Annotated in this window: 20 protein-coding genes; 11 read left to right on the forward strand and 9 right to left on the reverse strand. The window is 73.2% G+C overall.

The window, feature by feature from the left end; translation table 11 throughout:
* Positions 1 to 45: 45 nt before the first annotated feature.
* Both pknB and GGG17_RS13100 read right to left on the reverse strand, forming a co-directional pair.
* The gene (gene pknB / locus GGG17_RS13095) at positions 46 to 1,962 is read right to left on the reverse strand and encodes a Stk1 family PASTA domain-containing Ser/Thr kinase (protein ID WP_154594131.1); all 1,917 of its coding nucleotides are present in this window, start codon (positions 1,960 to 1,962) and stop codon (positions 46 to 48) included.
* A 33-nt stretch (positions 1,963 to 1,995) separates the two neighbouring features.
* Positions 1,996 to 2,778: a LysM peptidoglycan-binding domain-containing protein gene (locus GGG17_RS13100; protein ID WP_154594132.1), complete on the reverse strand. Its 783-nt coding sequence runs from the start codon at positions 2,776 to 2,778 to the stop codon at positions 1,996 to 1,998.
* A gap of 174 nt (positions 2,779 to 2,952) precedes the next feature.
* Here GGG17_RS13100 and GGG17_RS17260 point away from each other — a divergent pair, with 174 nt between their 5' ends.
* Positions 2,953 to 3,342 carry an Rv2175c family DNA-binding protein gene (locus GGG17_RS17260; RefSeq protein ID WP_288799996.1) on the forward strand — a complete coding sequence of 130 codons (390 nt, stop codon included), beginning with the start codon at positions 2,953 to 2,955 and terminating at the stop codon, positions 3,340 to 3,342.
* 66 nt (positions 3,343 to 3,408) lie between these two features.
* Here GGG17_RS17260 and GGG17_RS13110 read toward each other — a convergent pair whose 3' ends face one another.
* Complete coding sequence (locus GGG17_RS13110; RefSeq protein ID WP_154594133.1) at positions 3,409 to 4,506, reverse strand: polyprenyl synthetase family protein; 1,098 nt, start codon at positions 4,504 to 4,506, stop codon at positions 3,409 to 3,411.
* 113 nt (positions 4,507 to 4,619) lie between these two features.
* Between GGG17_RS13110 and metF the strand changes: the two genes are divergently transcribed.
* Positions 4,620 to 5,531: a methylenetetrahydrofolate reductase [NAD(P)H] gene (gene metF, locus GGG17_RS13115; protein WP_154594134.1), complete on the forward strand. Its 912-nt coding sequence runs from the start codon at positions 4,620 to 4,622 to the stop codon at positions 5,529 to 5,531.
* Between the two features lies 1 nt (position 5,532).
* On the opposite strand, the gene GGG17_RS13120 is transcribed toward metF, so the two are convergent.
* Positions 5,533 to 6,141, reverse strand: coding sequence for a DUF4126 domain-containing protein (locus GGG17_RS13120; protein ID WP_154594135.1), 609 nt, complete (start codon positions 6,139 to 6,141; stop codon positions 5,533 to 5,535).
* Between the two features lie 265 nt (positions 6,142 to 6,406).
* Here GGG17_RS13120 and GGG17_RS13125 point away from each other — a divergent pair, with 265 nt between their 5' ends.
* From GGG17_RS13125 to GGG17_RS13150, 6 genes are all read left to right on the forward strand, one after another.
* Entirely contained in the window at positions 6,407 to 6,697 is a 291-nt protein-coding gene (locus GGG17_RS13125) for a DUF6504 family protein (protein WP_154594136.1), read from the forward strand.
* A gap of 76 nt (positions 6,698 to 6,773) precedes the next feature.
* A complete protein-coding gene (locus GGG17_RS13130) occupies positions 6,774 to 7,214 on the forward strand; it encodes an SAV_6107 family HEPN domain-containing protein (protein WP_154594137.1) in 441 nt (146 codons plus the stop codon).
* Positions 7,204 to 11,010, forward strand: coding sequence for a DNA polymerase III subunit alpha (locus GGG17_RS13135; protein WP_311966679.1), 3,807 nt, complete (start codon positions 7,204 to 7,206; stop codon positions 11,008 to 11,010). The genes GGG17_RS13130 and GGG17_RS13135 overlap by 11 nt, the downstream gene beginning before the upstream one ends.
* 51 nt (positions 11,011 to 11,061) lie before the next feature.
* Entirely contained in the window at positions 11,062 to 11,853 is a 792-nt protein-coding gene (locus tag GGG17_RS13140) for a methyltransferase domain-containing protein (protein WP_154594138.1), read from the forward strand.
* Between the two features lie 12 nt (positions 11,854 to 11,865).
* On the forward strand, positions 11,866 to 13,125 hold the full coding sequence (gene dinB, locus GGG17_RS13145) for a DNA polymerase IV (protein ID WP_288798041.1): 1,260 nt from the start codon (positions 11,866 to 11,868) through the stop codon (positions 13,123 to 13,125).
* 110 nt (positions 13,126 to 13,235) lie between these two features.
* A complete protein-coding gene (locus GGG17_RS13150; RefSeq protein ID WP_154594139.1) occupies positions 13,236 to 13,730 on the forward strand; it encodes an SCO2097 family morphological protein in 495 nt (164 codons plus the stop codon).
* Positions 13,731 to 13,755: 25 nt separating this feature from the next.
* On the opposite strand, the gene GGG17_RS13155 is transcribed toward GGG17_RS13150, so the two are convergent.
* Both GGG17_RS13155 and GGG17_RS13160 read right to left on the reverse strand, forming a co-directional pair.
* Complete coding sequence (locus tag GGG17_RS13155) at positions 13,756 to 14,229, reverse strand: DUF456 domain-containing protein (protein WP_288798040.1); 474 nt, start codon at positions 14,227 to 14,229, stop codon at positions 13,756 to 13,758.
* 91 nt (positions 14,230 to 14,320) lie between these two features.
* Positions 14,321 to 14,530: a DUF7455 domain-containing protein gene (locus GGG17_RS13160; protein WP_288798039.1), complete on the reverse strand. Its 210-nt coding sequence runs from the start codon at positions 14,528 to 14,530 to the stop codon at positions 14,321 to 14,323.
* 211 nt (positions 14,531 to 14,741) lie between these two features.
* Here GGG17_RS13160 and GGG17_RS13165 point away from each other — a divergent pair, with 211 nt between their 5' ends.
* The 3 genes from GGG17_RS13165 (at position 14,742) to GGG17_RS13175 (ending at position 19,525) form a co-directional block, all read left to right on the forward strand.
* A complete protein-coding gene (locus GGG17_RS13165) occupies positions 14,742 to 16,859 on the forward strand; it encodes a DNA gyrase/topoisomerase IV subunit B (protein ID WP_288798038.1) in 2,118 nt (705 codons plus the stop codon).
* Between the two features lie 91 nt (positions 16,860 to 16,950).
* Positions 16,951 to 18,423 carry an APC family permease gene (locus GGG17_RS13170; protein ID WP_154594140.1) on the forward strand — a complete coding sequence of 491 codons (1,473 nt, stop codon included), beginning with the start codon at positions 16,951 to 16,953 and terminating at the stop codon, positions 18,421 to 18,423.
* Positions 18,424 to 18,550: 127 nt separating this feature from the next.
* The gene (locus tag GGG17_RS13175; RefSeq protein WP_154594141.1) at positions 18,551 to 19,525 is read left to right on the forward strand and encodes a ferredoxin family protein; all 975 of its coding nucleotides are present in this window, start codon (positions 18,551 to 18,553) and stop codon (positions 19,523 to 19,525) included.
* A gap of 6 nt (positions 19,526 to 19,531) precedes the next feature.
* Here the strand turns inward: GGG17_RS13175 and GGG17_RS13180 are convergent, their stop codons facing one another.
* From GGG17_RS13180 to GGG17_RS13190, 3 genes are all read right to left on the reverse strand, one after another.
* On the reverse strand, positions 19,532 to 22,171 hold the full coding sequence (locus GGG17_RS13180) for a DNA gyrase/topoisomerase IV subunit A (protein ID WP_154594142.1): 2,640 nt from the start codon (positions 22,169 to 22,171) through the stop codon (positions 19,532 to 19,534).
* A gap of 170 nt (positions 22,172 to 22,341) precedes the next feature.
* Positions 22,342 to 24,030 carry a phosphoenolpyruvate--protein phosphotransferase gene (gene ptsP, locus GGG17_RS13185; protein ID WP_154594143.1) on the reverse strand — a complete coding sequence of 563 codons (1,689 nt, stop codon included), beginning with the start codon at positions 24,028 to 24,030 and terminating at the stop codon, positions 22,342 to 22,344.
* 7 nt (positions 24,031 to 24,037) lie between these two features.
* Positions 24,038 to 24,307 (reverse strand): HPr family phosphocarrier protein, encoded by a 270-nt coding sequence (locus GGG17_RS13190; RefSeq protein ID WP_019284733.1) that lies wholly within the window; start codon positions 24,305 to 24,307, stop codon positions 24,038 to 24,040.
* Between the last annotated feature and the right edge of the window lie 49 nt (positions 24,308 to 24,356).

Genomic DNA, 24,356 nt, shown 5'->3' on the forward strand with positions numbered 1-24,356 from the left:
GGGGCGAGGGGTGTCGCGGTGTCTCGAGGAGGCCGCGTCCGCCACTCAGACCACCACGACGGTGACGGTGCTGCCCTTGGGGGCGCGCCCCCCGGAGGGCCGCTGCTGCGACACGAGGCCGAACACCTCGCCCAGGGGTGACGAGACGCGCACCTGGAACCCCGCGGCCCGCAGCGCGGCCACGGCGTCGTCCTTGCTGCGCCCCCTGACGGACGGCACGTCCACCATCTCAGGCCCCTTGGACAGGGTCACCGTGACCGGGTCGCCCTGGTGGAGGGTGCCACCGGCGGGGGACTGCTGGGTCACCGATCCCTCGGGCACGGTGGTGGAGTAGACCCGCTCGGGGCCCTCGGCATAGGTCAGGCCGACGGTCGTGAGGGCGCGGCGCGCCTCGGCCGCGGTGCGCCCCGTCAGGGAGGGCACCGGGATAGGGCGACGGCCCTTGCTGACGACGAGGGACACCTTGGTGAGCGGGCGCAGCGAGGTGCCCGCGGCCGGGTCCGTGGAGACCACCTGGCCCGCGGGCACCTGCTCGTCGTAGGCCTCGGTCACCGCCCCGACGGCCAGGCGGGCACCCTCGAGCGACTGCCGCGCCGCGTCGGTCGGGGTCCCCCGCACCTGGGGCACCTGGTGGCGCTCGGGGCCGCGGCTCACCACGAGGGTCACGTCGTCGGTGCGGTGCAGCCGCGTGCCCTCGCCCGGCGTGGCCTGGATGACCGAGCCCTGGGGGACCTGCTCGTCATAGGTCTCCTCGACGGACGCGTCCAGGTGCGCCGCGGCGAGCCGGGCCTGGGCCTCGGTGAGGGGGATGCCCGTGAGGGTCGGCACGGTGGTGGGGGCGCCGGGGCCCTGCGTGAGGTACCACGCCGCGCCGCCGCCCACCAGCAGCAGGAGCGCCAGCAGGGGCACCAGCAGGCGCAGCCGCCGTGGGCCACGCGGGCCGCCGACGGGTGGGGTCGCGCCGCGCGTGGCCCCGGCGGGGGCGCCCGGCTGCACCGGCGTCGGGATGGGTCGGGCCGAGCCGGCTGCGCCGGACCGGGGTATGGCGACCGTCGGGGTCGCCCTGGCGGCGGCGGCCTCCGGCTCGCGGGGCCTGGCGTCGAGCTCGTCCGGCCCGAGCGCCGACCGGACCTCGCGCAGCCGCGCCGCGAGAGCCGCCCCGTCGGCGGGGCGCTCACCGGCGTCGCGGTGGGTGGCCCAGGCGATCACCTCGTCCAGCACGGCCGGCACGCTGGGGACGGCCTCGCTGGGCGCGGGGATGCTGCCGTGCACGTGCTGGTAGGCCACGTGGATCGGGGACTCGCCCTCGTAGGCCTTCTGCCCCGTCAGCAGCTCGTAGAGGACGAGGCCGGTGGCGTAGACGTCGCTGCGGGCGTCGGCGATGCCCCGCTCGACCTGCTCGGGGGACAGGTAGGACACGGTCCCGAGGATCGTGCTGCTGGCGGCGGTGACGGTCTGGGCGGTGACGGCCCGCGCCAGACCGAAGTCCGCCACCTTGACGCGGCCGTCGTCGCGGATGATGACGTTCTCGGGCTTGACGTCCCGGTGGATGATGCCCGCCTGGTGGGCCACCCCGAGCGCCTCGGCCAGCGGCACCACGAGGTCCAGGGCCGCGCGCACCGTCAGGGGCGCCTCGGCGTGGACGACCTCGCGCAGGGTGCGCCCGGGCACGAGCTCCATGACGAGGAACATGTCGTCGTGGTCGACGCCCTGGTCGAACACCGCGACGATGCGGGGGTCGTTGAGGCGGGCCGCGGACCGGGCCTCGCGCTGGAACCTCGAGGCGAAGGACTCGTCGTCGGTCAGGCCCCTCCGCAAGATCTTGACGGCGACCTCACGGTCGAGGCGCTCGTCGAGGCCCTCCCACACGGACGCCATGCCTCCGTCGGCGATGTGCCGGACCAGGCGGTAGCGCCCGTCCAGCACCCGTCCCGGGGCGGTGAGGTCGGTGGGGCGAGGCACCGTCCGATCCTAGGCGGGGGAGCCGCCGCGGCCTCACATCCGGGACCGGTGTGCCTTGACCGAGGCGACGTAGCGCCGCGTCTCGCGGTACATCCCGCGCTGCGTCACCGAGGGGAGACCCTGGTAGTAGGCGCCGATCGCGGCGTCCTCGCTCCCGGCGGTCGCCCGCAGCTGCTTGAGGATGACCACGCCGGCCGTCACGTTGTCGCGGGCGTCGCCGAGATCGAGGCGCCGCCCCGCGAGGGCGGAGGCCCATCGGGCGTTGGCGGGCATCACCTGCATCGCGCCGCGGGCGCCGACGTGGGACGTGACGTCCTGGCGCCACCCGGACTCCTGGAGCCCCACGGCGAGGGCGAGGCGGCGGTCGACGCCGTGCTCGGCGGCCACCTGCTCGATGAGGGCGCGGACCTGGGCCTGCTGCGCGGCCCGCGAGGTGGTCGGGGCGGGCCTCGGCGTGGCTGCCGCACGGCGTGCCGCGGTCGGCGACGCCGGCGCTGCTGCCTGGACGCGCCTGATCGGCGCGCTCGTCGTCGGGGCGGCGGCCTTGGTCGCGGACGCGGCGCCGGGGACGGGGATCACGAGCCGCTGGCCCGGGTGGATGCGTCGTCCACCGGCGGGAAGGGCGTTGGCCGCGACGACGGCCTGCACCGTGGTGCCGGCACGACGGGCGATGGTGTATGTCGAGTCGCCACGGCGGACGACGTAGTCCCCCGCAGCCACGGTGCCGGCGGCGGCGGCCGGCGGGGTGGTCGAGGCGGTGCTGGGGACGACCGCGGCGGCGATCGTGACGGCGGCGATTCCGGCGATGAGGGGCATCGGGGGTCCTTGCGGTCGGTGGGTCCGGATCAGGAGGCTGCTCGGGTCGTCCCCTGCCTGCTGGGCGGCGACGGGCCGCGGCACGTTGAACGATCCATCACTCACCAGTGAAGCACGGTCACCCGGATGGCGCACCCGTGCGCGTCGACCTGAGCGCATGGCACCCTAGGGGACGTGAGTCGCTCCGCAGCCCCTGACCAGGTCCTCCTCGCCCGCCTCGACGAGCTCGTTCCCGGATGGGTCACCGTGCCCGACGTGGCCGAGACGTGCGCCGTCCCGCTGTCGACGGTCCGGTCGTGGCTCGCAGAGGGCGAGCTCGCCTCGGTGCGCCGCGGCGAGCGCAGGGTCGTCAGCGTCCCCTCGACCTTCCTGCAGGACGGCGCTCCGCTGCACCTGCTGCGCGGCACGCTCTCGGTGCTGCACGACTCCGGGCTCAGCGACGCCGAGGCGATCGCCTGGCTCCACGAGCCTGACGACACGCTGCGCACCGGCACCCCGGTCGGCGACCTGCGCGCGGGGCACCGCACCGAGATCCGCCGCCGGGCCCAGGAGCTGGCCTTCTGAGGGTGCCCCGGCGCTGCGGGCACCTCCCGGCATACGGCTGAGGACCGGCGGCCGGTCGCGACCCCGTCAGCTGGTGCGGGTCGTGGCGTAGGCCGCGAGCTCGACGAGGACCTGCCGACCCTCGTCGAGCAGGGCTGCGGTGTCGTCGAGCCGCTCCAGGCCCTGCTGCACGAGCCGGTCGATGTCGCGCTCCACGGCGTCGACCGCCCCCGCGGCGAGGATCGTCTCGCACATCCAGGCCACCGTCTCGTCGTCGACGGCGGCGTCGCCGAGATGGCGGGCGAACCTCGCCGCGCGCTCCTCGTCGAGGGCGGCCAGGGTGTGCGCCACGAGGACGGTGTGCTTGCCCTCGCGCAGGTCGTCGCCGGCGGGCTTGCCGGTCGTCACCGGGTCCCCGAAGACGCCGAGCAGGTCGTCGCGCAGCTGGAAGGCCTGCCCCACCGCCAGCCCGAACTCGCCCAGCTTCTTGAGGTCGCCCTGCTTGGCGCCCGCGGCGGCCGCCCCGATGACCAGGGGGTGCTCGATGGAGTACTTCGCGCTCTTGTAGGTGATGACGCGGTGCGCCAGCCGCAGCCGCTGCTCGGTCGTGAGGTGGTCCCAGCCGCGCGCCGCCTCGAGGACGTCCAGGAACTGCCCGCCCATGAGCTGGGTCCGCATCTCGTCGAACACCGGCCGCGCGCCCTGCAGCTCGTGCCGGCTCAGGCCGGAGCCCGCGAACATCGAGTCGGTCCAGGTCAGGCAGAGGTCGCCGGCGAGGATGGCCCCGGCCACCCCGAACCGCTCCGACAGGCCCTCCCACCGCTGCTCCGCGTGGTGCGCGGCGAGCCGACGGTGCGCGGACGGCAGGCCGCGCCGGGTGTCGCTGTCGTCCATGACGTCGTCGTGGATCAGCGCGGCGGCCTGGAAGAGCTCCATGGCGGCGGCCGCCCGCACGATGGCCTCGTTGTCATCGCCCCCGGCGGCGCGGTAGCCCCAGTAGCAGAAGGCGGCGCGCAGCCGCTTGCCCCCGCGGAGCAGGTCCGCGATCGCGTCGACGAGCAGTCGGGTGTCGCGGCCCACGGGCGCGAGCTGGGACGTGCGCAGGGCGATCTCTTCGTCGATCTCGGCCTGGACCCGGTGACGCAGCTGCGCCAGGTCGACGATCTCGGTCCCTGCGGTGGTCATCCCGGCATCCTCCGTCGGTGCGGCCCTGCGGCGCGGTGGGTACGGCGACACGGGGGTGCCCACATGTCGGTGCAGCCCGAGCCTACGCGGTCGGCTCACCTAGAGTCGCGGCCATGGCACCGGGCTCGTCCTTCCTCGCTCCTCGCGACCTCTCCGGCATCTCCATCCCGGACATGCTGCGGGCCGAGGGGACGAGCTTCAGCTTCGAGTTCTTCCCGCCCAAGGACGACGAGTCCGAGCAGGTGCTGTGGGAGGCGGTCCGCCACCTGGAGAAGAAGCGCCCGTCCTTCGTGTCGGTGACCTACGGCGCCGGGGGGTCCACCCGCGACCGCACGGTGCGGGTGACCCGGCGCATCGCGGAGGAGACGACCCTGCTGCCCATGGCGCACCTGACCTGCGTCGCCTCCTCGCGGGCCGAGCTGCGCAGCGTCGTCGGGGCGTATGCCGACGCCGGGATCCGCAACGTCATGGTGCTGCGCGGTGACCCCGCGGGCGGCCTCGGCGCCCCCTGGGTGGCCCATCCCGAGGGGCTGGACCACGCCGACCAGCTGGTGGCCCTGGTCCGTGACCTGGGCGGCTTCACGGTGGGGGTGGCGGCGTTCCCCGACAAGCATCCCGAGTCGGCCTCGCTCGAGCAGGACGCCGACGTGCTCGTCGCCAAGCAGCGGGCCGGCGCGGACTTCGCCGTGACGCAGATGGTCTTCGACGTCGACAACTACCTGCGGCTGCGGGACATGGTGACGTCCCGCGGCGGCACCCTCCCGATCATCCCCGGCCTGATGCCCATCACGTCGGCCAGGCAGGTCGCGCGCATGGCGGAGCTGTCGGGATCGGCCCTGCCCGTCGCCGTGACGTCCCGGCTGGAGGCGGTCGGTGACGACGCCGAGGCCGTGCGCGAGGTGGGGGTCGAGATCGCGACCGAGCACGCCGCCCGGCTCATGGCCGAGGGCGCTCCGGGGCTGCACTTCTACACGATGAACCGGTCGACCGCGACGCTCGAGGTCTTTGCCAACCTGGGGCACTGACCTAGGAGGGGTCTGCCCTTCCGGCGCCGGTGCCCCAGTCGTCGTACCTCCGCTTGAGCCGGGCGATGCGGCGCAGCAGCCAGACCACGGCGACGATGCCGGCGAGCAGCAGGACGCCGGCGACGGCCGCGGCGGCCCAGGGGTGCTCGGTGGCCAGGGTCATCACCCCGATGACGGCGACGTCCTCCGCCGAGGAGATCGCGACATTGCTGACCGGCTCCGGCGAGGCGTTGACCCCCGCGCGGATCCCGGCCTTGACGCCGTGGCTCGCCAGGGCGCTGAAGCCACCGGTCGCGGCGGCGAAGGCCTGCTCCAGACCCGACCCCTCGTGCCCGGCCAGGAGGTAGCCGAGGGTCGCTCCCACAGCGGGGCGCACGAAGGTGTGCACGCCGTCCCACACGGAGTCGAGGTAGGGGATCTTGTCGGCGAACATCTCCAGCAGGAACAGCACCGCGGCGGCGACCAGCACGTCCGTGCGGGTCAGCACGTGCGGGACCAGGTCGATCGAGAAGAACCGCCCGGCCAGGCCCATGACGAGCACCACCGCGTAGGCGTTGATGCCGCTCGCCCAGCCGCTGGTGAAGACCATCGGCAGCAGCTCGGTCCCCATGCGTCCTCCTGCGTGCTCGGTGCTTTGTGATGGCTCGGTGCTCGTGATTGCTCGGTGCTCGTGCGTGGTGTCGTCGGCGACGCCCCACCGTATCCGGTCCGGGTCCCGCCGGAGGGGGATTCGAACGTAGTCGGGAAGGACTGACCAGCGCCGATGCGCAAGTGGGTGACAGGGGGGGTGGGGTCTGTCGGTGGTCGGCCCTAGAGTTCTCTTCATCGAACACATGTTCGGTCAGGTGGGTCGGTTGTTCGAAGGAGGAGCGGTCATGAGGCGGTGCGAGGACACCATCGAGGTCAGGTACGAGCTCAGGCAGGAGGGCCGGCCGGTGCAGTTCATCTGGCGGGGGCGCCTCTACGACGTGCGCTCGGTCGTCGACCACTGGCGCGAGCGTCGCCCCTGGTGGCGCGAGGTGCCCGACACCCGGTCCATCACCCCCGCCGACCTCGAGGAGGAGGTCTGGCGGGTCGAGGCGGCCCCCGGCCGCTCCGGCTCCCTCGGCGTCTACGACCTGGCGGTGCGCGGCTCGCGCTGGCAGCTCGTCCGGCTCTCCGACTAAGCCCCTTCCCACCTCTGCGGCCGGCCCTCCCGGCCGGCTCTCCCCGACCAGACCGTATGACGAAAGCAGGTGCACGATGACCGCCACGATCGCCACGAGCACGCGGCCGCCGCTGACGACGGCGACGCTCGACCTGCTCGACCGCGCCTACGCCGCCCTCGCCGAGGCGACCTGCGCGGGCACGACCGCCGACCGCTACGTCGCGGCGCACCTGTCGGGCCTGCGCGCCGGCGCGGCGCTGCTCGCCGCCAGGGGACCGGTGCCGGGCCGGGGGCGGCCCCGCAGCGTGTGGGAGCTGCTGCCGGCCGCCGCACCCGAGCTGGGGGAGTGGGCCGCGTTCTACGCCGCGTCGGCGAGCCGCCGCGCGGTCGCCGAGCGGGGCGGCCACGTCTCGGCGCGCGAGGCCGACGACCTGGTCCGGGCCTCGGAGACCTTCCTCGCCCTGGTCGAGTCCGCCCTCGGGGCCCCACCGCACGCGCCGCTGCCGTCCCTGCAGGTGGTCACCGGTGGCCGATGACTTCGTCCACCTGCACGTGGCGTCCGGCTGCTCCCTGCGCTACGGCACCACTCCGCCGGCCGACCTGGTCGACCTTGCCGCGGGGCACGGGCAGGGCGCGCTGGCGCTGACCGACCGCGACGGTCTCTACGGCGCCGTGAAGTTCGCCCAGGCCTGCCTGGCCCGGGGCGTCGACCCGATCCTCGGGTCCGACCTCGCGCTGGGCGAGGTCGCCGGGCAGCGCATCCGGCCGGTGGGTCGCACCCCGGTGCGTGGCGGTGCCGTCGTGGACCCGAGGCTGCCCCGGGTCACCGTGCTCGCCCGGGGGCGATCCCGGGTCGAGCAGGGGCGCGGCTGGGCGCGGCTGTGCCGACTGGTGTCGGCGACCCACCTGGCGGGCGAGCGGGGCGAGCCGGTGACGAGCCGCGTGCTGGTGGCCGAGCACGCCGACGCCCTCACGGTGCTGGTCGGACCGGACTCCGACGTGGGCCGGGCGATCCTGCGAGGTCGGTCCGACCAGGCTCGGCAGCTGCTGGAGCGGTGGCGGCACGCGCTGCCCGGGGACGCGCTCGTCGTCGAGGTCGTCCTGCACGAGGGGCCACCGGGATCCGTGGGCAGCCGCCGCCAGGCGGCCGCTCTGCTCGCGCTCGCCGACGAGGTCGGGGTCCCCGCCGTGCTGACCGCCGCCGTGCGCCACGGCCGCCCCGACGACGCGGTGACGGCCGACGTCCTGGACGCCGCCCGCCGCCTGGTCGCCCTGGACACCCGGCACCTCGACCGAGTGACCACGCTCGGCCACCTCGCCTCCACCCCGGACATGCTCGCCCTGGCCCGCCAGGCGTGCGGCGGGGACCGGGCTCGTGCCGACGAGCTGGTGCGCGCCACGCTGCGGGTGGCCGACGACTGCCGGCTCGACGCGCGCCGCGACCTCGGGATCGGGTCCGTGCAGCTGCCCGAGCCCGGCATCCTCGGCATACGGCCCGGGCAGTCCCCCCAGGCCGTCCTGGACGAGCGCTGCCGAGGTGCGCTGCTGACCCGCTATCCCGACGCGGGCGACAGCGAGCGCAGGGCCATCGAGTCCAGGCTCGACGACGAGCTGGGGGTCGTCGCCGGCCTCGGCTATCCGACCTACTTCCTCACCGTCGCGACCGTGTGCGACCTGATCCGCGAGATGGACGGCCGGGTCGCGGCGCGCGGGTCGGGCGCCGGCAGCCTGGTCAACTACCTGCTCGGGATCAGCGGCGTCGACCCGATCCGCCACGACCTGCTGATGGAGCGCTTCTGCTCGCCGCTGCGGGCGCAGCTGCCCGACATCGACATCGACGTGGAGTCCGACCGGCGCACCGCCATCTACGAGCGCGTCCTGCAGCGCTTCGGCGGCGACCGGGTGACCTGCGTGTCGATGATGGACACCTATCGGGTGCGCCATGCCGTCCGCGACGTCGGGGGAGCGCTCGGCATGCCCCCGATCGAGGTCGACGCGATCGCCAAGGCCTTTCCCCACATCCGCGCCCGGGACGCCCGCAACGCCATCGCGGACCTGCCCGAGCTGCGGGCCAGCGGCCTGGACGCGCCACGGCTGCAGACCTTCTTCGACCTCGTGGAGCGGGTCGACGGGCTGCCCCGGCACGTCGCCCTGCACCCGTGCGGGATGGTGCTGTCCAACTCCGGGCTGCTGGACCGCACGCCGGTCGAGGCCAGCTGGCTGGGCTTCCCCATGAGCCACTTCGACAAGGACGACGTCGAGGCCATGGGACTGCTCAAGCTCGACGTCCTCGGCATCCGCATGCAGTCCTCGATGGCGCACGCCGTGGCCGAGGTCGAGCGGGTCGACGGGATCCGCATCGACCTGGACGACCAGGCCCAGGTGCCGCTGGACGACGAGGCGACCTTCCGCCTGATCCGGAGCACCCACACCCTCGGCTGCTTCCAGATCGAGTCGCCCGGGCAGCGCGAGCTCATCGGCAAGTTCGGGCCGGAGAGCTTCGACGACATCATCATCGACATCTCGCTGTTCCGTCCGGGACCGGTCAAGTCCGACATGATCACCCCCTTCCTGCGGGCCCGTCAGGGCTGGTCGGAGCCGGACCACCTGCACGAGACCCTCGTGCCCGCGTTGTGCGAGACCGCGGGCGTCGTGGTCTTTCACGAGCAGGTGCTCCGCATCGTCGCCGAGACGGCGGGCGTGACGCTCGCCGAGGCGGACGAGGTCCGCCGCGCCATGGGATCCCCTGAAGGTCAGGTCGAGGTCGAGGCCTGGTGGCGCCCGGCAGCGGCGGCACGCGGCTACTCCCCGGACGACGTCGACCGCATCTGGGCCGTCCTCAAGGCCTTCGCGTCGTTCGGCTTCTGCAAGGCGCACGCGGCGGCCTTCGCCCTGCCGACCTACCAGTCCGCGTGGCTCAAGACCCACCACCCGGCGGCCTTCCTCGCCGGGGTGCTCACCCACGACCCGGGGATGTACCCCAAGCGACTGATCCTCGACGATGCCCGCAACCTCGGCATCGCGGTCCTCGGCCTGGACGTCAACGCCTCCGACGACACCTACCGCGTCGAGAAGGTCGCGCCCTGGGAGGAGCCTCCACCGCAGATCCTCGACCAGCAGACCCGCTCCCGGCCCGTCCACCCCGACCTGCCCGACGGGCGGGCCTACGGCATCCGGCTGTCCCTGTCGGACGTCAAGGGCATCAGCGAGGCCGAGGTGCAGCGCCTGGTCGCCGGCCGGCCCTACGTCACGCTGGCCGATGTGTGGAACCGCGCCCAGCCCTCGCGTCCTGTCCTCGAGCGGCTGGTGATGGCCGGGGCGCTCGACTCGCTCTACGGCCTGTCGGGCCACCGGGCGGTCGCCGGGCTCGGCCGTCGCGGCAAGGTCACCCGCCGGGACCTGCTCCTGCACGTGGCCGAGCTCGAGCGCTACAGCCGGGCCACGGCGCGCAGGGCGCCGCGTGGTCGCCGGGGGAGCGCACCCACGGTCCCCGACCGACAGGCCGCCTACCCGCAGCGCGCCGACCTGAGGCTCGCCGCGCCGGACGTGCGCTCCGCCGCTGCGCGCCAGTCCCGGCAGCACGCTCCCGTCGTCCCGGCCGGGCAGCAACCCGTCCAGCTGTCCCTCGACCTCGGGGACGAGCCCACGCTGACCGTGGGCAGCGGTCTGCCCGAGATGACCCAGACCGAGCGGGTGCGCGCCGAGCTCGACGTGCTGGGGCTCGACGCGACCGCGCACGTCCTCGAGCCCTACGCCCCTATGCTGCAGGCCCTGGGCGTCGTGCGGTCCGCGGACCTCCTGGGGTGCCGCAGCCGTGCCGTCGTGCACGTCGCCGGTGTCAAGGTCGCCACCCAGACCCCACCGGTCCGCTCGGGGCGGCGAGTCGTCTTCCTCACGCTCGACGACACGACCGGGCCGGTCGATGCGACCTTCTTCGAGGACGTCCAGGGGCCCTACGCCGCCACCGTCTTCCACTCCTGGATGCTGCTCGTGCGGGGCGAGGTGCGCCGCACCGGTCCCCGGGGGATCTCGCTGCGGGCGACCGGCTGCTGGGAGCTCGGGGCGCTGTGGGAGGCCTGGCTGCAGGACGGGCCGCGGGGCGTGCACGACCTGCTCGCCCGCGGCGACGCCGAGGCCCGGGAGCTCGCCGCCGAGGCCGAGCGGGCCACCGGCACGGCCGGACCCCGCCCGCGTCGGGTCCTGCGCCACGCGTCGGGGTTCGAGCAGTCGCCCTATGCCGACATCCGGCCTGCGGGGGGCGACCAGGGCGAGGCCCACCGCACGCCGCCGCGCAAGCTGTGGCACTCCAGCCCGGGCAGCTCGGGGCACTAGGGTGGACGAGACGGCGCGTCCGCGCGCACCCCGCCCCGAAGGAGCCCTCCGATGCCCGACCACGCGGACCGTCCCGCGGCCCGTCGCTCCCGCGGTGCCGGGGTCGAGACCAACCTGCGCACCGCCGCGGTGTGGGAGGCCGTCCAGTCCGTCGCGGACGACCTGTCGGCCCAGCTCGACCGTCCGCTGCGGGTCCTCGACCTCGGCGGTGGGACCGGTGGCGTCGCCGTCGCGCTCGGTGGGCTCGGGCACGAGGTCACCGTCGTCGACCCCAGCCCCGACGCCCTGGCCGCCCTCGGCCGTCGCGCCCGCGAGGCCGGCGTCGCCGACCGCGTCCGTGGTGTCCAGGGTGACGCCAGCACGCTGCGGGAGGTGCACGAGGTCGGCACGGCAGACCTGGTGTGCTGCCACGGGGTCCTGGAGTTCGTCGACGACCCGAGCGACTCCCTCGCCCAGATCAGTGCCGCCCTCACCCCCCACGGCGTCCTCAGCCTGGTCGTCGCCCAGCGGCTGGCCGTCGTGCTCGCGCGCGCCATCGCGGGGCAGTTCGGGCAGGCCCAGCACGCCCTCACCACGCCCGAGGGCACCTGGGGGGCCGCCGACCCCCTGCCCCGCCGGTTCGACCTGTCCTCCGTCTCGGCCCTCGTCGAGGCCGCGGGCCTGGAGATCATCGACACCCACGGCGTCCGCATCTTCAGCGACCTCGTCCCGTCGGCCCTGGTGGACTCCGAGGCCGACCGGATGGCGCTGCTGGACCTCGAGCGCGCGGCCGCGAGCCACCCAGACTTCGCGATCCTCGCGCAGCTCGGCGCGGCGCTGCACGTCATCGCCGCACGGCACTGAGGCGGGCGCGCCGTGAGCCGGCGACAGTTCCGCCTTGACGACCCAGAGGCACAGCCCGGGGACCTGGACGACACCGGCTGCCACATCCTGCACGTCGACATGGACGCCTTCTACGCCTCCGTCACCCTGCTTGAGCACCCCGACCTCGTCGGCACGCCGGTGATCATCGGTGGGGGCACGCGCGGGGTGGTGCTGTCGGCGACCTACGAGGCGCGACGCTACGGCGTCGCGTCGGCGATGCCGATGGCCCGGGCGCGGCGGCTGTGCCCCCAGGCGACCGTCCTGCGGCCCGACCACCAGCGCTACGCGGAGGTGTCTCGGGGCGTCATGGCCGTGTTCCGTTCGGTCACGCCCCTCGTCGAGCCCCTCTCGGTCGACGAGGCCTTCCTCGACGTTTCGGGATCCCTGCGCACCCACGGTCGCCCCACGCGGATCGCCCACCAGGTCCGCGACGCCGTCACCGACGAGCAGGGCATCACCTGCTCGGTCGGCGTCGCCCCCACCAAGTTCGTCGCCAAGCTCGCCTCCGGCCTCGCCAAGCCCGACGGGCTGCGCGTCGTGCCGGTCGAGGACGTCGTGGCGACGCTGCACCAGCTGCCGGTCGCGGCCCTCTGGGGCGTCGGTGACCGGACCGAGGAGACGCTGCTGCGCCTCGGGCTGCGGTCGGTGGCCGACATCGCCCACACCCCGGTCGCGACCCTGCAGCGTGCCCTCGGCCCGGCCATGGGCGCCTCGCTCCACGAGCTGGCCTGGGGTCGTGACCCGCGCCGCGTCACCCCGGTCCACGTCGACAAGAGCGTGGGCGCCGACGAGACCTTCGGTCACGACATCGACGACCCCGTCGAGATCCACCGCCACCTGCTGGGGCTCGCCGACCGATCCACCGCCCGGCTGCGGTCCCAGGGGATGATGGCGCGCACCGTCTCGATCAAGGTCCGTTTCTCCGACTTCACCACCATCACCCGGGCCAGGACGCTGCGGGAGCACACCGACGTGAGTCAGGACGTCTACCGCACCGCGCGCGACCTGTTCGACGCGCTGGGTCTGCAACGCGCCCGGATCCGCCTCGTCGGGGTGCGGCTCGAGGGGCTCCAGGACGCCGGGCTGGTGCCGCGTCAGGGCCTGCTCGACGAGCGCGAGCACGGCTGGCGGGACGCCGAGCGGGCGGTGGACCGGGCCAGCGCGAGGTTCGGGGCGGGTGCCGTGCGGCCCGCGAGTCTGGTCCGACCTGGGGACGGATCTACCACAACCCCTCGCCGGGATCTATCCTGAAACCATCTTCGTTGAGTCAGACGGAGACCGCCGCGACGATGCTCCTCGTGCCGCCGCGACCCGGTCGCCCACGGACTCACGACCGCACGACCCCGAGGGAGGGGAGCCAGATGCCGCTCTCAGAGCGTGAGCAGGCGCTGCTCGAGCAGATGGAGCAGGCGCTGTATGCCGAGGACCCGCGCTTCGCGGCCCAGCTCGCGAGCGCCAGCTCGGCCCCCGGGCGCCGTCGGCGCTACCTCCTCGGCGCGGTCGGCGTTCTCGCCGGGCTCGGCGTCGTCCTCCTCGGCGTGACGCAGCAGCAGGTGTGGATCGGTGTGCTCGGCTTCCTGATCATGGTGGCGTCCGGGTTCTACGCCCTGGCCACGCCGAGGCGTCGGCTCGGCTCTGTGGGCGGGGACGGCACCGTCCAGCAGCACCAGGGCCGACGCTTCGGCCGTCCCGGTGGGCGGTCGACGGGCGGGCAGGCGGTCGGATCCACCAGGTCGACCCGGGCCGACCGTGCTCCCCGCGTCACGGGACGCGCCCCGCGCACCCAGAGGTCCGGGAGCTTCATGCAGCGCCTGGAGCAGCGCTGGGACGAGCGTCGACAGCGCGGGGAGCTCTGAGCCTCGCCGACCGGCGCCGCAGGCGCTAGGCCCAGACGAGCCCGGCCGCCCAGGACGCGCTGATCAGCAGACCAGTCGAGAGCTCGATGAGCATCGACAGGCCCACCGCCTTGAGCGCGTGCACGGTCGAGGGCCAGGCCGATCCCGTCGAGCCCAGCCGCTGCAGCTCCGACACGAACACCCCGAGCACGAAGCCGCCGACGGCCCCGACGACGGGGATCACGAAGAATCCCACGACGGCCACGAGCACGCCCGCGACCAGAGATCGGGTCGGGACGCCCCCGGTGCGCAGGCGTCGCCCCGGCAGGACGTACTGCAGGGCCAGGCCCGCGGCATACAGCACCGTGACGAGTACGGCGAGCCACCAGGTCTGGGTGACCACCGCCCACACCAGGACGGCACCCCAGACGAGCAGCAGGCCCGGGAGCACGGGGACCACGATCCCCAGGAGCCCGACGACGACACACAGGGCGAGCAGGACGGTCACGGTGGTGGTCACGCCCTCAGCCTAGAGGCAGCACGACGAGACCCCCGCCGTCGCCGGTCGGGGGTCTCGTCTCGCCGTCCTCGCGGACGGTCGGGATGCGCCGTCAGCTGCTCGACGACGTGTGCAGCCGGTCGGTCTGGTCGTCGATGTCAGCAGCCAGGGGGCGCAGGCGGTCCAGGTGCTCGCGCCCGTGGTGGGCGCAGAACAGCAGCTCACCTCCGGACGCGAGGCGGGCTCGGATGTAGGCCTGTGCGCCACAACGGTCGCAGCGGTCGGCTGCGGTCAGTTCGCTCGGTGCCAGTGCAGTGGTCACGATGGGCCTCTCTTTCACGTCAGTGGGGGTCGCTCCCGGACAGCTGTGGGTGCGGCCTCTACGGCGGTGACAACAGTCAAGCACGCGCATTCGTTCCCACCCGCGCATTTCTCGCTGGGCGGAGCGCCCGCGGGCGTCCCACCGCCCCGGCGAGGGCTCCGTGTGGCGAGCCTGCGAGGGGGTGTCAGACCCGGCGGGTACCCTGCCGAGCGTGTCAGACGCCACCACCCCCGCCAGCACGAGCCCCGACACCTACTCGGCGCGCCACCTCCAGGTCCTCGAGGGGCTGGAGGCCGTCCGCAAGCGGCCGGGGATGTACATCGGGTCCACGGACAGCCGCGGCCTGACGCACTGCCTGTGGGAGATCATCGACAACGCCGTGGACGAGGCGCTCGGCGGCCACTGCGGCCACATCGAGGTCGTCCTCGGGCGGGACGGCTCGGTCGTGGTGCGGGACGACGGGCGGGGCATGCCGGTCGACAAGGAGCCCCGGACGGGGCTGTCCGGGGTCGAGGTGATCTTCACCAAGCTGCACGCCGGCGGCAAGTTCGGTGGGGGATCGTATGCCGCGTCCGGCGGCCTGCACGGCGTCGGCGCGAGCGTCGTCAACGCCTTGTCCAGCCGCCTAGACGTCCAGGTGGACCGGGGGGGCAAGACCTACCAGATGAGCTTCCGGCGGGGAGAGCCCGGCACCTTCGAGGACGGCGCGGCCCCGGGCCCCGACAACGCCTTCACGCCGTTCGAGCAGACCTCGGAGCTGCAGGTCGTCGGCAAGACCAGGCGCGGGGTGACGGGGAGCCGGGTGCGCTACTGGGCCGACCACCAGATCTTCGTCAAGAACGCCTCGCTCGACCGCTCCGACCTGGTGGCCCGGGCCCGGCAGACGGCCTTCCTCGTGCCCGGGCTCGCGATCGCCGTGCGCGACGAGCGGGACCTCGACGGCGAGGGCGTCTACGAGGAGACCTTCCAGAACGACGGCGGGATCAGCGAGTTCGCGGAGTTCCTCGCCTCCGACCCGGCCCTGACCGACGTCTGGCGCCTGCAGGGCAGCGGCGAGTTCACCGAGACGGTGCCGCAGCTGGACGCCCGCGGCCACATGGTGAGCACCGAGATGACGCGCGAGTGCACCGTGGACGTCGCGGTGCGCTGGGGGACCGGTTACGAGACGCGGACCGAGGCCTTCGTCAACATCATCCACACCCACAAGGGCGGCACCCACGTCAGCGGCTTCGAGCAGGCCCTCATGAAGGTCTTTCGCAAGCAGCTCGAGGTCAACGCCCGCCGCCTCAAGGTCGGCACGGACAAGGTCGACAAGGACGACATCCTCGCAGGGCTCACGGCGGTCGTGACGGTGCGCCTGGCGGAGCCGCAGTTCGAGGGGCAGACCAAGGAGGTGCTCGGCACCAGCGCGGTGCGCGCGATCGTGGCGCGCGTGGTCGAGCGCGAGCTGACGGCCCTGCTGACCTCCTCCAAGCGGGGGGAGAAGGCCCAGGCCGCCTTGCTGCTGGAGAAGGTCGTCTCCGAGATGAAGTCGCGGATCTCGGCGCGGCAGCACAAGGAGACCCAGCGCCGCAAGAACGCCCTCGAGACCAGCACCCTGCCCAGCAAGCTGGCCGACTGCCGCAGCAGCGACGTCGACCGCTCCGAGCTGTTCATCGTCGAGGGTGACAGCGCGCTCGGCACCGCCAAGCTGGCCCGCGACTCGGACCACCAGGCCCTGCTGCCGATCCGCGGCAAGATCCTCAACGTCCAGAAGGCCTCCGTGGGCGACATGCTCAAGAATGCCGAGTGCGCGGCCATCATCCAGGTCATCGGCGCCGGCAGCGGGCGCAGCTTCGACCTCGACGCCGCGCGCTACGGCAAGGTGATCGTGATGACGGACGCCGACGTCGACGGCGCCCACATCCGGACCCTCCTGCTGACCTTGTTCTTCCGTTACATGCGCCCCCTCGTCGAGGCGGGCCGGGTGTACGCCGCCGTCCCCCCGCTGCACCGGATCGAGGTCGTCGGTGCGGGCTCGCGCAAGAACGAGCTCATCTACACCTACAACGAGCAGCAGATGCGCACCACGGTCCGGCAGCTGGAGCGCAAGGGCCGCCGGATCAAGCAGCCGATGCAGCGCTACAAGGGCCTCGGCGAGATGGACGCCGACCAGCTGGCCGAGACGACGATGGACCCACGCCAGCGCACGCTGCGGCGGGTGACGCTCGCCGACGCCGAGGCGGCCGAGCGCGTCTTCGAGCTCCTCATGGGCAACGAGGTGGCCCCCCGCAAGGACTTCATCGTCGACTCCGCCCATTCCCTCGACGCGGAGCGCATCGACGCCTGAGCCGCCCGACGGTCACGATCTGGGCGCCGATCTGCCCGCGTCGGGCCCTCCGGGGTGGACGAAACCGTCTCCGTCGGTGATCGTCTCAGCCATGAGTGACAACGACACCTCGCCGATGACCGGCACGGCGGAGCCCAGCGCCGGCGACGGCAAGCCCGAGCTGCACCGGGCGATCGGACCCGGCCTCCTGCTGCTGTTCATCGTCGGTGACATCCTCGGCACCGGCGTCTACGCGTTGACGGGCAAGGTGGCCAAGGAGGTCGGCGGCGCGGTCTGGCTGCCGTTCCTGTGCGCCTTCGTCGTCGCGATGCTCACCGCCTTCAGCTATCTCGAGCTGGTGACGAAGTACCCCCGGGCGGGTGGGGCGGCGGTCTACACCCACAAGGCCTTCGGGGTGCACTTCCTCACCTTCCTGGTCTGCTTCACCGTCATGTGCTCGGGCCTGACCTCCGCCTCCAGCGCCGCGCAGGCCTTCGCCGGCAACCTCAACAAGGCGGCGCACCTCGGGTGGCAGTCCGGGGGCACCATGCTCCTGATCGCTGCCCTCGGCTTCATGACCCTCGTGGCCATGATCAACCTGCGCGGCGTGGGCGAGAGCGTCAAGGTCAACGTCGTGCTGACCCTGGTCGAGCTGTCCGGCCTGCTCATCATCATCGCCATCGGCCTGTGGGCGATCATGCAGGGCAAGGGCGACGCCGCGACCCTCACGCAGTTCAACGTCAAGGAGGGCTCCAACGTCTTCACGGCGGTGGCCTCCGCGACGGCGCTGGCGTTCTTCGCGATGGTGGGCTTCGAGGACTCGGTCAACATGGCCGAGGAGACCAAGGACCCCGTCAAGTCCTTCCCCAAGATGATGCTGATCGGCCTGACCGTCACCGGCATCATCTACGTCCTGGTGGCCATCGCCTCGGTCACCCTGGTCAAGCCCGCCGAGCTCGGTGAGGGCGAGACTCCCCTGCTCAAGGTCGTGCAGGCCGGTGCCCCGGCCTTCCCCATCGCGATCTTCGCGGTCATCACGATGTTTGCCGTGGCGAACTCGGCCCTGATCAACATGCTGATGGCCTCGCGCCTGCTCTACGGCATGGCGCACGAGGGCGTCCTGCCCGTGACCCTCGGCAAGATCCTCCCCAACCGGCGCACACCCTGGGTGGCCATCCTGTTCACCACCGTCCTGGCCTTCGGCCTGATCTGGTTCGCCGACCTCAAGGCGCTGGGAGGGACGACCTCCTTCCTGCTCCTCGTCGTCTTCACCATCACCAACATCGCCGTCCTCGTGCTCCGCAAGGACCGCGTCGAGCACCGGCACTTCACGGCCCCGACGGTCATCCCCGTGATCGGAGCGGCCCTGTGCGCCTTCCTCGCCTCTCCGCTGTCCAAGCGGGACCCCAAGGACTACCAGGTCGCCGCCGTCCTGCTGGTCGTCGGCGTCGCGCTGTGGATCCTGCACTGGCTGTCCACCAGGTTCATCGGGACCGGTCGCACCAACCGGCCCGAGCGCGTCGAGGAGCTCGGTGCCTACCACGAGGACCTCAACAAGCAGCGCGAGGGCCACCCCTGGACCTGACCGCCGCCGACAACGATGCACACGCTCGGCTACGGCAGCGTCGCCGCTCGTGCTGGCGGGGTGACGACGGCGGGGTCACGACGGCGGGGTCACGACGGTTCGAGGACGCCCGGCATAGGGTGGGCGGGTGACCTCAGAGCGCCCTGACCCGACCTCCAAGCTGCCGGAGACGGCCTGCTCGCTGTCCTGGGAGGGGGCCGGGCACCCGGTGGGCGGGACCGCCGCGATGGCGGACTTCTGGATCGCCCTCGAGCAGCCCGGCCCGTGGGGCAGGGATGCGTTCACCGAGTCCTGGCTCGACCCCGCGCTGGGGGACCGGCTGGAGGGTGCCTGTGCCCGGGCCGGTGGGCGTCTGGTGCTCATCCGCTCGGTGTCCGACCGCCGGTCCCAGGCCGACGGGGCACCGCGCCAGGTCTACGTCGCCGGTGACCTGCGGGGCGCGTCCGGCGGCCCGTGGCTGCTCGCCGGGGCGATCGTCGACCCCGCCGACCTGCTCGGCCTGGACCTCGGTGCCCTGGTCGACCGGGGACCGGACGCGGTGCTGCAGGCCCTGCCCGGGCTGCACCGCACCGACGCCGGGATCCTCCTGGTCTGCACCAACGGCAAGCGGGACGTGTGCTGCGCCGTGCGGGGCAGGCCGGTGGTGCTCGAGGGTGCGCGGCACCGCCCCGGCCAGGTGTGGGAGTGCACCCACACCGGCGGCCACCGGTTCGCCGCCACCGGCATCGCGCTGCCCAGCGGACACACGATCGCCCGGCTGACCGGCGAGCTCGCCGTCCAGGTCGTCGACGCCGAGGCGCGGCGCGAGCTGTGCCTCGCCGCCCTCGACGCCGCGCACGACCGTGGCCGCAGCCACCTCGACCTGCCCGCCCAGGCCGCCGAGGCCTGGGTCCGGGCGCGCACCCAGGAGACGTCGCTGAGGGCCCTGACGAGCCGGATCGAGAGCGGCGACGAGTGGGACGCGCAGGTCAGGGTCACGCACGAGGACGGTCGCGCGTGGCGGCTGCGGGTCCACAAGGAGCCCACGGGCGAGCGCCTCTACGACTCCTGCGGCAACGACCCCGCCCCGGCGCACCGGTTCTACGTCGACGAGCAGGACTGACCGAGGTCACTGCGTCGAGGTCTGCACCACGTCGTCGAGGCTGTCCGGGTCGTAGTCGTCGCGGTCCACGACCACCCGCTCGCGCGTCGGTCCGGTGTTGGGCGGCAGGTCGAAGAGCCCCTCGCCCTGGGCCGTCCCGGCGGCGTCGGAGGACGTCGGCGAGGAGGAGGCCGCCGCCCCGGCGCTCACGGGTGAGCCCGTGGGCAGCGGACCGCCGATCCCCGCGATGGGGCCCTTGGCGGGCACGCCGGAGCCGTCCCGCTTGCCGGTCGCCTCGGGCAGCGGGACCGCCACGCCGTTGGGCCCGCAGGCCCGGGCGGGCAGGTCACCGACCCAGGCCAGGATCAGCTGGTCCTGCCCGTGCAGGAAGCGCTGGCACCGGACCCCGCCCGTGGCCCGGCCCTTGACGGGGTACTCGCCGAGCGGGGTGACCTTGATCGAGGGGGTCTGCGTGCCCGGGAGCGCTCCGGCCGTCCCTGCCCCGGTCACGACGACCGAGTCCGCGGACGGCTCGACGGCGCCGAACCACAGGGCAGAGGCCTTGGCGGAGAGGCGGATTCCCGCCATACCTCCTGCGGTGCGGCCCTGGGGCCGGACCGCCGAGGCGGGGAAGTGCAGCAGCTGCGCGTCCGTCGTCACGAAGCACAGGTGCTCGTCGCCGGTGCGCAGCTCGACCGCGCCGACCACCCGGTCGCCCGGCTTGAGCGAGATCGCCTCCCACTCCCTGCGGTTGCCGGGGTAGTCCGTCGTCACCCGCTTGACGACGCCCTGCGCCGTCCCCAGCGCGAGGCCGCGGGACTGCGGGGCGAGAGACTTGAGCGTCAGCGGCACCTCGTCCTTGCCCAGCTCGACATAGGCCGTGAGTGGCGCGCCGCCGGACAGTGAGGGGGCGCCGTTGGTCGGTGGGAGTGTCGGCAGCTCCAGCGCAGACAGCCGGACCACCCGCCCGCTCGAGGTGACCAGGCCGACCTCGCCCCGTGCCGTCGTCGCCACGGCGGCGACCACCGCGTCGTGCTTGGACCGGCCGCCCTCGTTGGACAGGGCGCTGCCGTCGGCCGTGCGGGCCAGCAGCCCGGTGGAGGACATCAGCACGTGGCAGGGGTCGTCGGCCACCTCCAGCGGCGTCGCCGAGGTCGCGGGGGTGCCTGCGGACTCGAGCAGGACCGTGCGGCGCGGGGTGCCGTGCTGCTTGGCGACCTCGCCGAGCTCGGTGGACACGAGCCGCAGCAGCAGGCCCTCGTCGGCCAGGAGCTCGCGCAGCTCGGCGATCTCGCGCTGCAGCTCGTCGCGCTCGTTCTCCAGCTCGATGCGGGAGAACTTGGTGAGGCGCCGCAGCTGCAGGTCCAGGATGTAGGTCGCCTGCGCCTCGGAGAGCTCGAACACGTCCATCAGGCGCGCCCGGGCGATCCCCGCGTCGTCGGAGGTGCGGATGACCTGGATGACCTCGTCGATGTCGAGGATCGCGACGAGCAGGCCCTCGACGAGGTGGAGGCGGTCCTCCTTCTTGCCGAGGCGGAACTGCGAGCGGCGGCGCACCACGTCGGTGCGGAAGTCGACGTAGACGCGCAGCAGGTCCTTGAGCCCCAGGGTCTGCGGCTGGCCCTTCACGAGCGCGACGTTGTTGATGCCGAAGGAGTCCTCCATCGGCGTCAGCTTGTAGAGCTGCTCGAGGACCGCGTCCGGGTTGAAGCCGTTCTTGATCTCGATGACGAGGCGCAGCCCGTGCTTGCGGTCGGTGAGGTCCTTGAAGTCGCTGATGCCCTGGAGCTTCTTGGACTGCACGAGGTCCTTGATCTTGTCGCGGACCTTCTCCGGACCGACCAGGTAGGGCAGCTCGGTGACGACGATGCCCTTCTTGCGGGCGGTGATGCTCTCGACGCGGCAGGTGGCGCGGGTCCTGAAGGTGCCGCGGCCGGTGAGGTAGGCGTCACGGATGCCCTCCAGACCGATGATCCGGCCGCCGCAGGGCAGATCCGGGCCTGGCACGAACTTCATCAGGTCGTCGAGCGAGCAGTCCGGATGAGCGATGAGGTGGCGCGCAGCGCCGATGACCTCCACCAGGTTGTGCGGCGGCATCTGCGTCGCCATACCGACCGCGATGCCCGAGGCGCCGTTGACGAGGAGGTTGGGGAAGGCCGCCGGCAGGACCCCCGGCTGGGTGAGCTGCTCGTCGTAGTTGGGGACGAAGTCGACGGTGTCCTCGTCAAGACTGCCCAGCATGGCCAGGGCGGCGGGTGCCATCCGGGCCTCGGTGTAGCGGCTCGCGGCCGGCCCGTCGTCGAGGGAGCCGAAGTTGCCGTGCCCGTCGACCAGGGGCAGACGCATGGTGAACGGCTGCGCCTGACGGACGAGGGCGTCGTAGATCGCGGTGTCGCCGTGGGGGTGGTACTTGCCCATGACCTCGCCGACGATGCGGGAGGACTTGACGTGGCCGCGGTCGGGGCGCAGACCCAGCTCGTGCATGCCGTAGAGGATGCGCCGCTGCACCGGCTTGAGGCCGTCGCGGGCGTCCGGCAGCGCGCGGCTGAAGATCACCGAGTAGGAGTACTCCAGGAAGGCCTGCTGCATCTCGTCGGAGACGTCGATGTCGATGATGTTCTCGACGAAGTCGTCGTCCAGGGTGGGAGCGGTGGTGCGGCGCGCCATGCGGGTGCAGTCTCCTTCGTGGGTGGATCCGCTCCATCCTGCCTGTCGGGCACCCCATCAGGCCGTATGGCGCGCCGGGGCCACCGCCTGACGGGGAGACGCACGAGGCCCGGTGCGCCAAGGGGGTAGCGCACCGGGCCTCACGCCGGCTGGGCCGGCCGATCAGACCGTCAGAGCAGGTCGAGCATGATCGGGTCGGCCAGGTCGAGGACGGCCTGGCGGGCCTTGCGGGCGGAGCGGGCCTTGAGGGCCGCCGTGGCCATCCGCTGGCAGGCCCCGAGCTCGTGCAGGCTGAGCGCGGTGCGCACGGCCGCCAGCTTGGGGGTCGCCATCGACAGGGAGGAGACACCGAGACCGACCAGCACGAGCGCGAGGAGCGGGTCACCGCCGGCCTCGCCGCACACGCCGATCGGCTTGCCCGTCGCCCGGCCGCCCTCGCAGGCCATCTTGACCAGGTCGAGCAGCGGCGGCTGCCACGGGCTCAGCAGGGGCGCCAGCGCGCCCTGCATGCGGTCCGCGGCCATGGTGTACTGCGACAGGTCGTTGGTCCCGAGCGACGCGAAGTCGCACACCTCGAGGATGTCCTTGGCGCGGATCGCCGCCCCCGGGACCTCGATCATGGTGCCGCCCTTGGGTAGTCCCACGGCCTTGACCTGCTGGGCGAACCAGCGGGCCTCCTCGCGGGTGGCCACCATCGGGGCCATGACGCGCACGTCGGCGCCCGTCGCCTGGTAGGCCGCGGCCAGGGCCTGGAGCTGGGTGTCCAGCAGGTCCTGACGCTCGCGCTGGAGCCGCAGGCCGCGCACTCCGAGGGCGGGGTTCTCCTCCTCGCCGAGGTCGGCGAAGGCCAGCGGCTTGTCGGCCCCGGCGTCGAGGGTGCGGACGACCACGCGACGCTCGGGGAAGGCGCGGAAGACCCGGGTGTAGGTCTCCGTCTGCTCCTCCAGCGTGGGCGCGTCCTCGCGGTCGAGGAAGAGGAACTCCGTGCGGAAAAGCCCCACGCCCTCGCAGTCCAGCTTGCCGGCCTTCTCGGCGTCCTCGGCGGTGCCGATGTTGGCCAGGAGGGCGACCTTGGTGCCGTCGCGGGTGACGCCGACCCCGCTGACGTTGGACAGGGCGGCGGCCCGGCGGCGGGACCGCTCGGCGAGCTGCTCCTGCTCGTCCTCGGTGGGGTTGACGATGACCTCGCCGACGCCGCCGTCCAGCGCCACGACCGTGCCGGCCGGGATCTCCAGGGCGCCCTGGACCCGCACGACCGCGGGGATGCCCAACTGGGCGGCGAGGATGGCGGTGTGGCTGGTCGGTCCGCCGGCCTCGGTGACGATCCCGCGCACCTTGTCGATGTCCAGGGTCGCGGTCTCGGCGGGCGCCAGGTCGTTGGCGACCAGGACGCTCGGCTCGTCGAAGTCGGGGACCCCCGGCTCGGGCTCACCCAGCAGGCGGGCGACCGTGCGGTCCCGGACGTCGCGCAGGTCGGTGACGCGCTCGGCCATGTAGCCGCCGAGCGACTCGAACATCGTGCAGAACTCCTCGACGGCCGCGGTGACGGCGGTCGCGGGACCCTTGCCGGCGTCGAGCTGGGTGTCGATCCCCCCGGCGAGCCCGGGGTCGCGGGCCATCATGACGGTGGCCTGCAGGATCGTGGCGGCCTTGGGGTCGGCCTTGGCGGCCCGCGCCTCGAGGCCGGCGGCAACCTGCTCCATCGTCTCGCGGACGTGGGCCTTGGCCGCCGCCGCGTCGGGGGCGGCGGGCTCGTGGGCTGGTGCCGTGGGAGCCGGCCGGACCTGCACGACAGGTCCGGCCGACGTGCCCACGCTCACACCGATGCCGCTCAGCTGACGGTGCGGGGCGTCGGTCATCGCCGGGTCACTCGTTGTCGAGGTCGCGCTCGAGCAGGGCGACGAGCTCTCCGAGCTTGTCCTCGGCGCCGTCGCCCTCGGCGGAGAGCGTGACGACGTCGCCGTGCTTGGCGCCCAGGGCCATGACGGCCAGGATGCTGCGGGCGTCGACCGGGGTCTGGCCCTCCTTGGCGATCGTGACGGGCAGGCCCGTGGCCGTGGCGGCCTGGACGAACATCGAGGCCGGACGGGCATGCAGGCCGACGGACGACGCGATGGTGACGTTGCGAGAAGCCATGAGGATCAGTCCTTCTGGGTGTGCGGTGGTCGGTCGTGGGACTCACCGT

This window comes from Arsenicicoccus cauae, from assembly GCF_009707125.1.
Taxonomy (GTDB): Bacteria; Actinomycetota; Actinomycetes; order Actinomycetales; family Dermatophilaceae; genus Arsenicicoccus; species Arsenicicoccus cauae.

What these genes read in the sequence shown, in the direction of transcription:
- GGG17_RS13100 (WP_154594132.1), bottom strand. Translation starts at nt 2,778, where the DNA reads ATGCCCCTCATCGCCGGAATCGCCGCCGTCACGATCGCCGCCGCGGTC.
- GGG17_RS13110 (WP_154594133.1), bottom strand. Translation starts at nt 4,506, where the DNA reads ATGACCACCGCAGGGACCGAGATCGTCGACCTGGCGCAGCTGCGTCAC.
- metF (WP_154594134.1), top strand. Translation starts at nt 4,620, where the DNA reads ATGGCACCGGGCTCGTCCTTCCTCGCTCCTCGCGACCTCTCCGGCATC.
- GGG17_RS13120 (WP_154594135.1), bottom strand. Translation starts at nt 6,141, where the DNA reads ATGGGGACCGAGCTGCTGCCGATGGTCTTCACCAGCGGCTGGGCGAGC.
- GGG17_RS13125 (WP_154594136.1), top strand. Translation starts at nt 6,407, where the DNA reads ATGAGGCGGTGCGAGGACACCATCGAGGTCAGGTACGAGCTCAGGCAG.
- GGG17_RS13130 (WP_154594137.1), top strand. Translation starts at nt 6,774, where the DNA reads ATGACCGCCACGATCGCCACGAGCACGCGGCCGCCGCTGACGACGGCG.
- GGG17_RS13140 (WP_154594138.1), top strand. Translation starts at nt 11,062, where the DNA reads ATGCCCGACCACGCGGACCGTCCCGCGGCCCGTCGCTCCCGCGGTGCC.
- GGG17_RS13150 (WP_154594139.1), top strand. Translation starts at nt 13,236, where the DNA reads ATGCCGCTCTCAGAGCGTGAGCAGGCGCTGCTCGAGCAGATGGAGCAG.
- GGG17_RS13170 (WP_154594140.1), top strand. Translation starts at nt 16,951, where the DNA reads ATGAGTGACAACGACACCTCGCCGATGACCGGCACGGCGGAGCCCAGC.
- GGG17_RS13180 (WP_154594142.1), bottom strand. Translation starts at nt 22,171, where the DNA reads ATGGCGCGCCGCACCACCGCTCCCACCCTGGACGACGACTTCGTCGAG.
- ptsP (WP_154594143.1), bottom strand. Translation starts at nt 24,030, where the DNA reads ATGACCGACGCCCCGCACCGTCAGCTGAGCGGCATCGGTGTGAGCGTG.
- GGG17_RS13190 (WP_019284733.1), bottom strand. Translation starts at nt 24,307, where the DNA reads ATGGCTTCTCGCAACGTCACCATCGCGTCGTCCGTCGGCCTGCATGCC.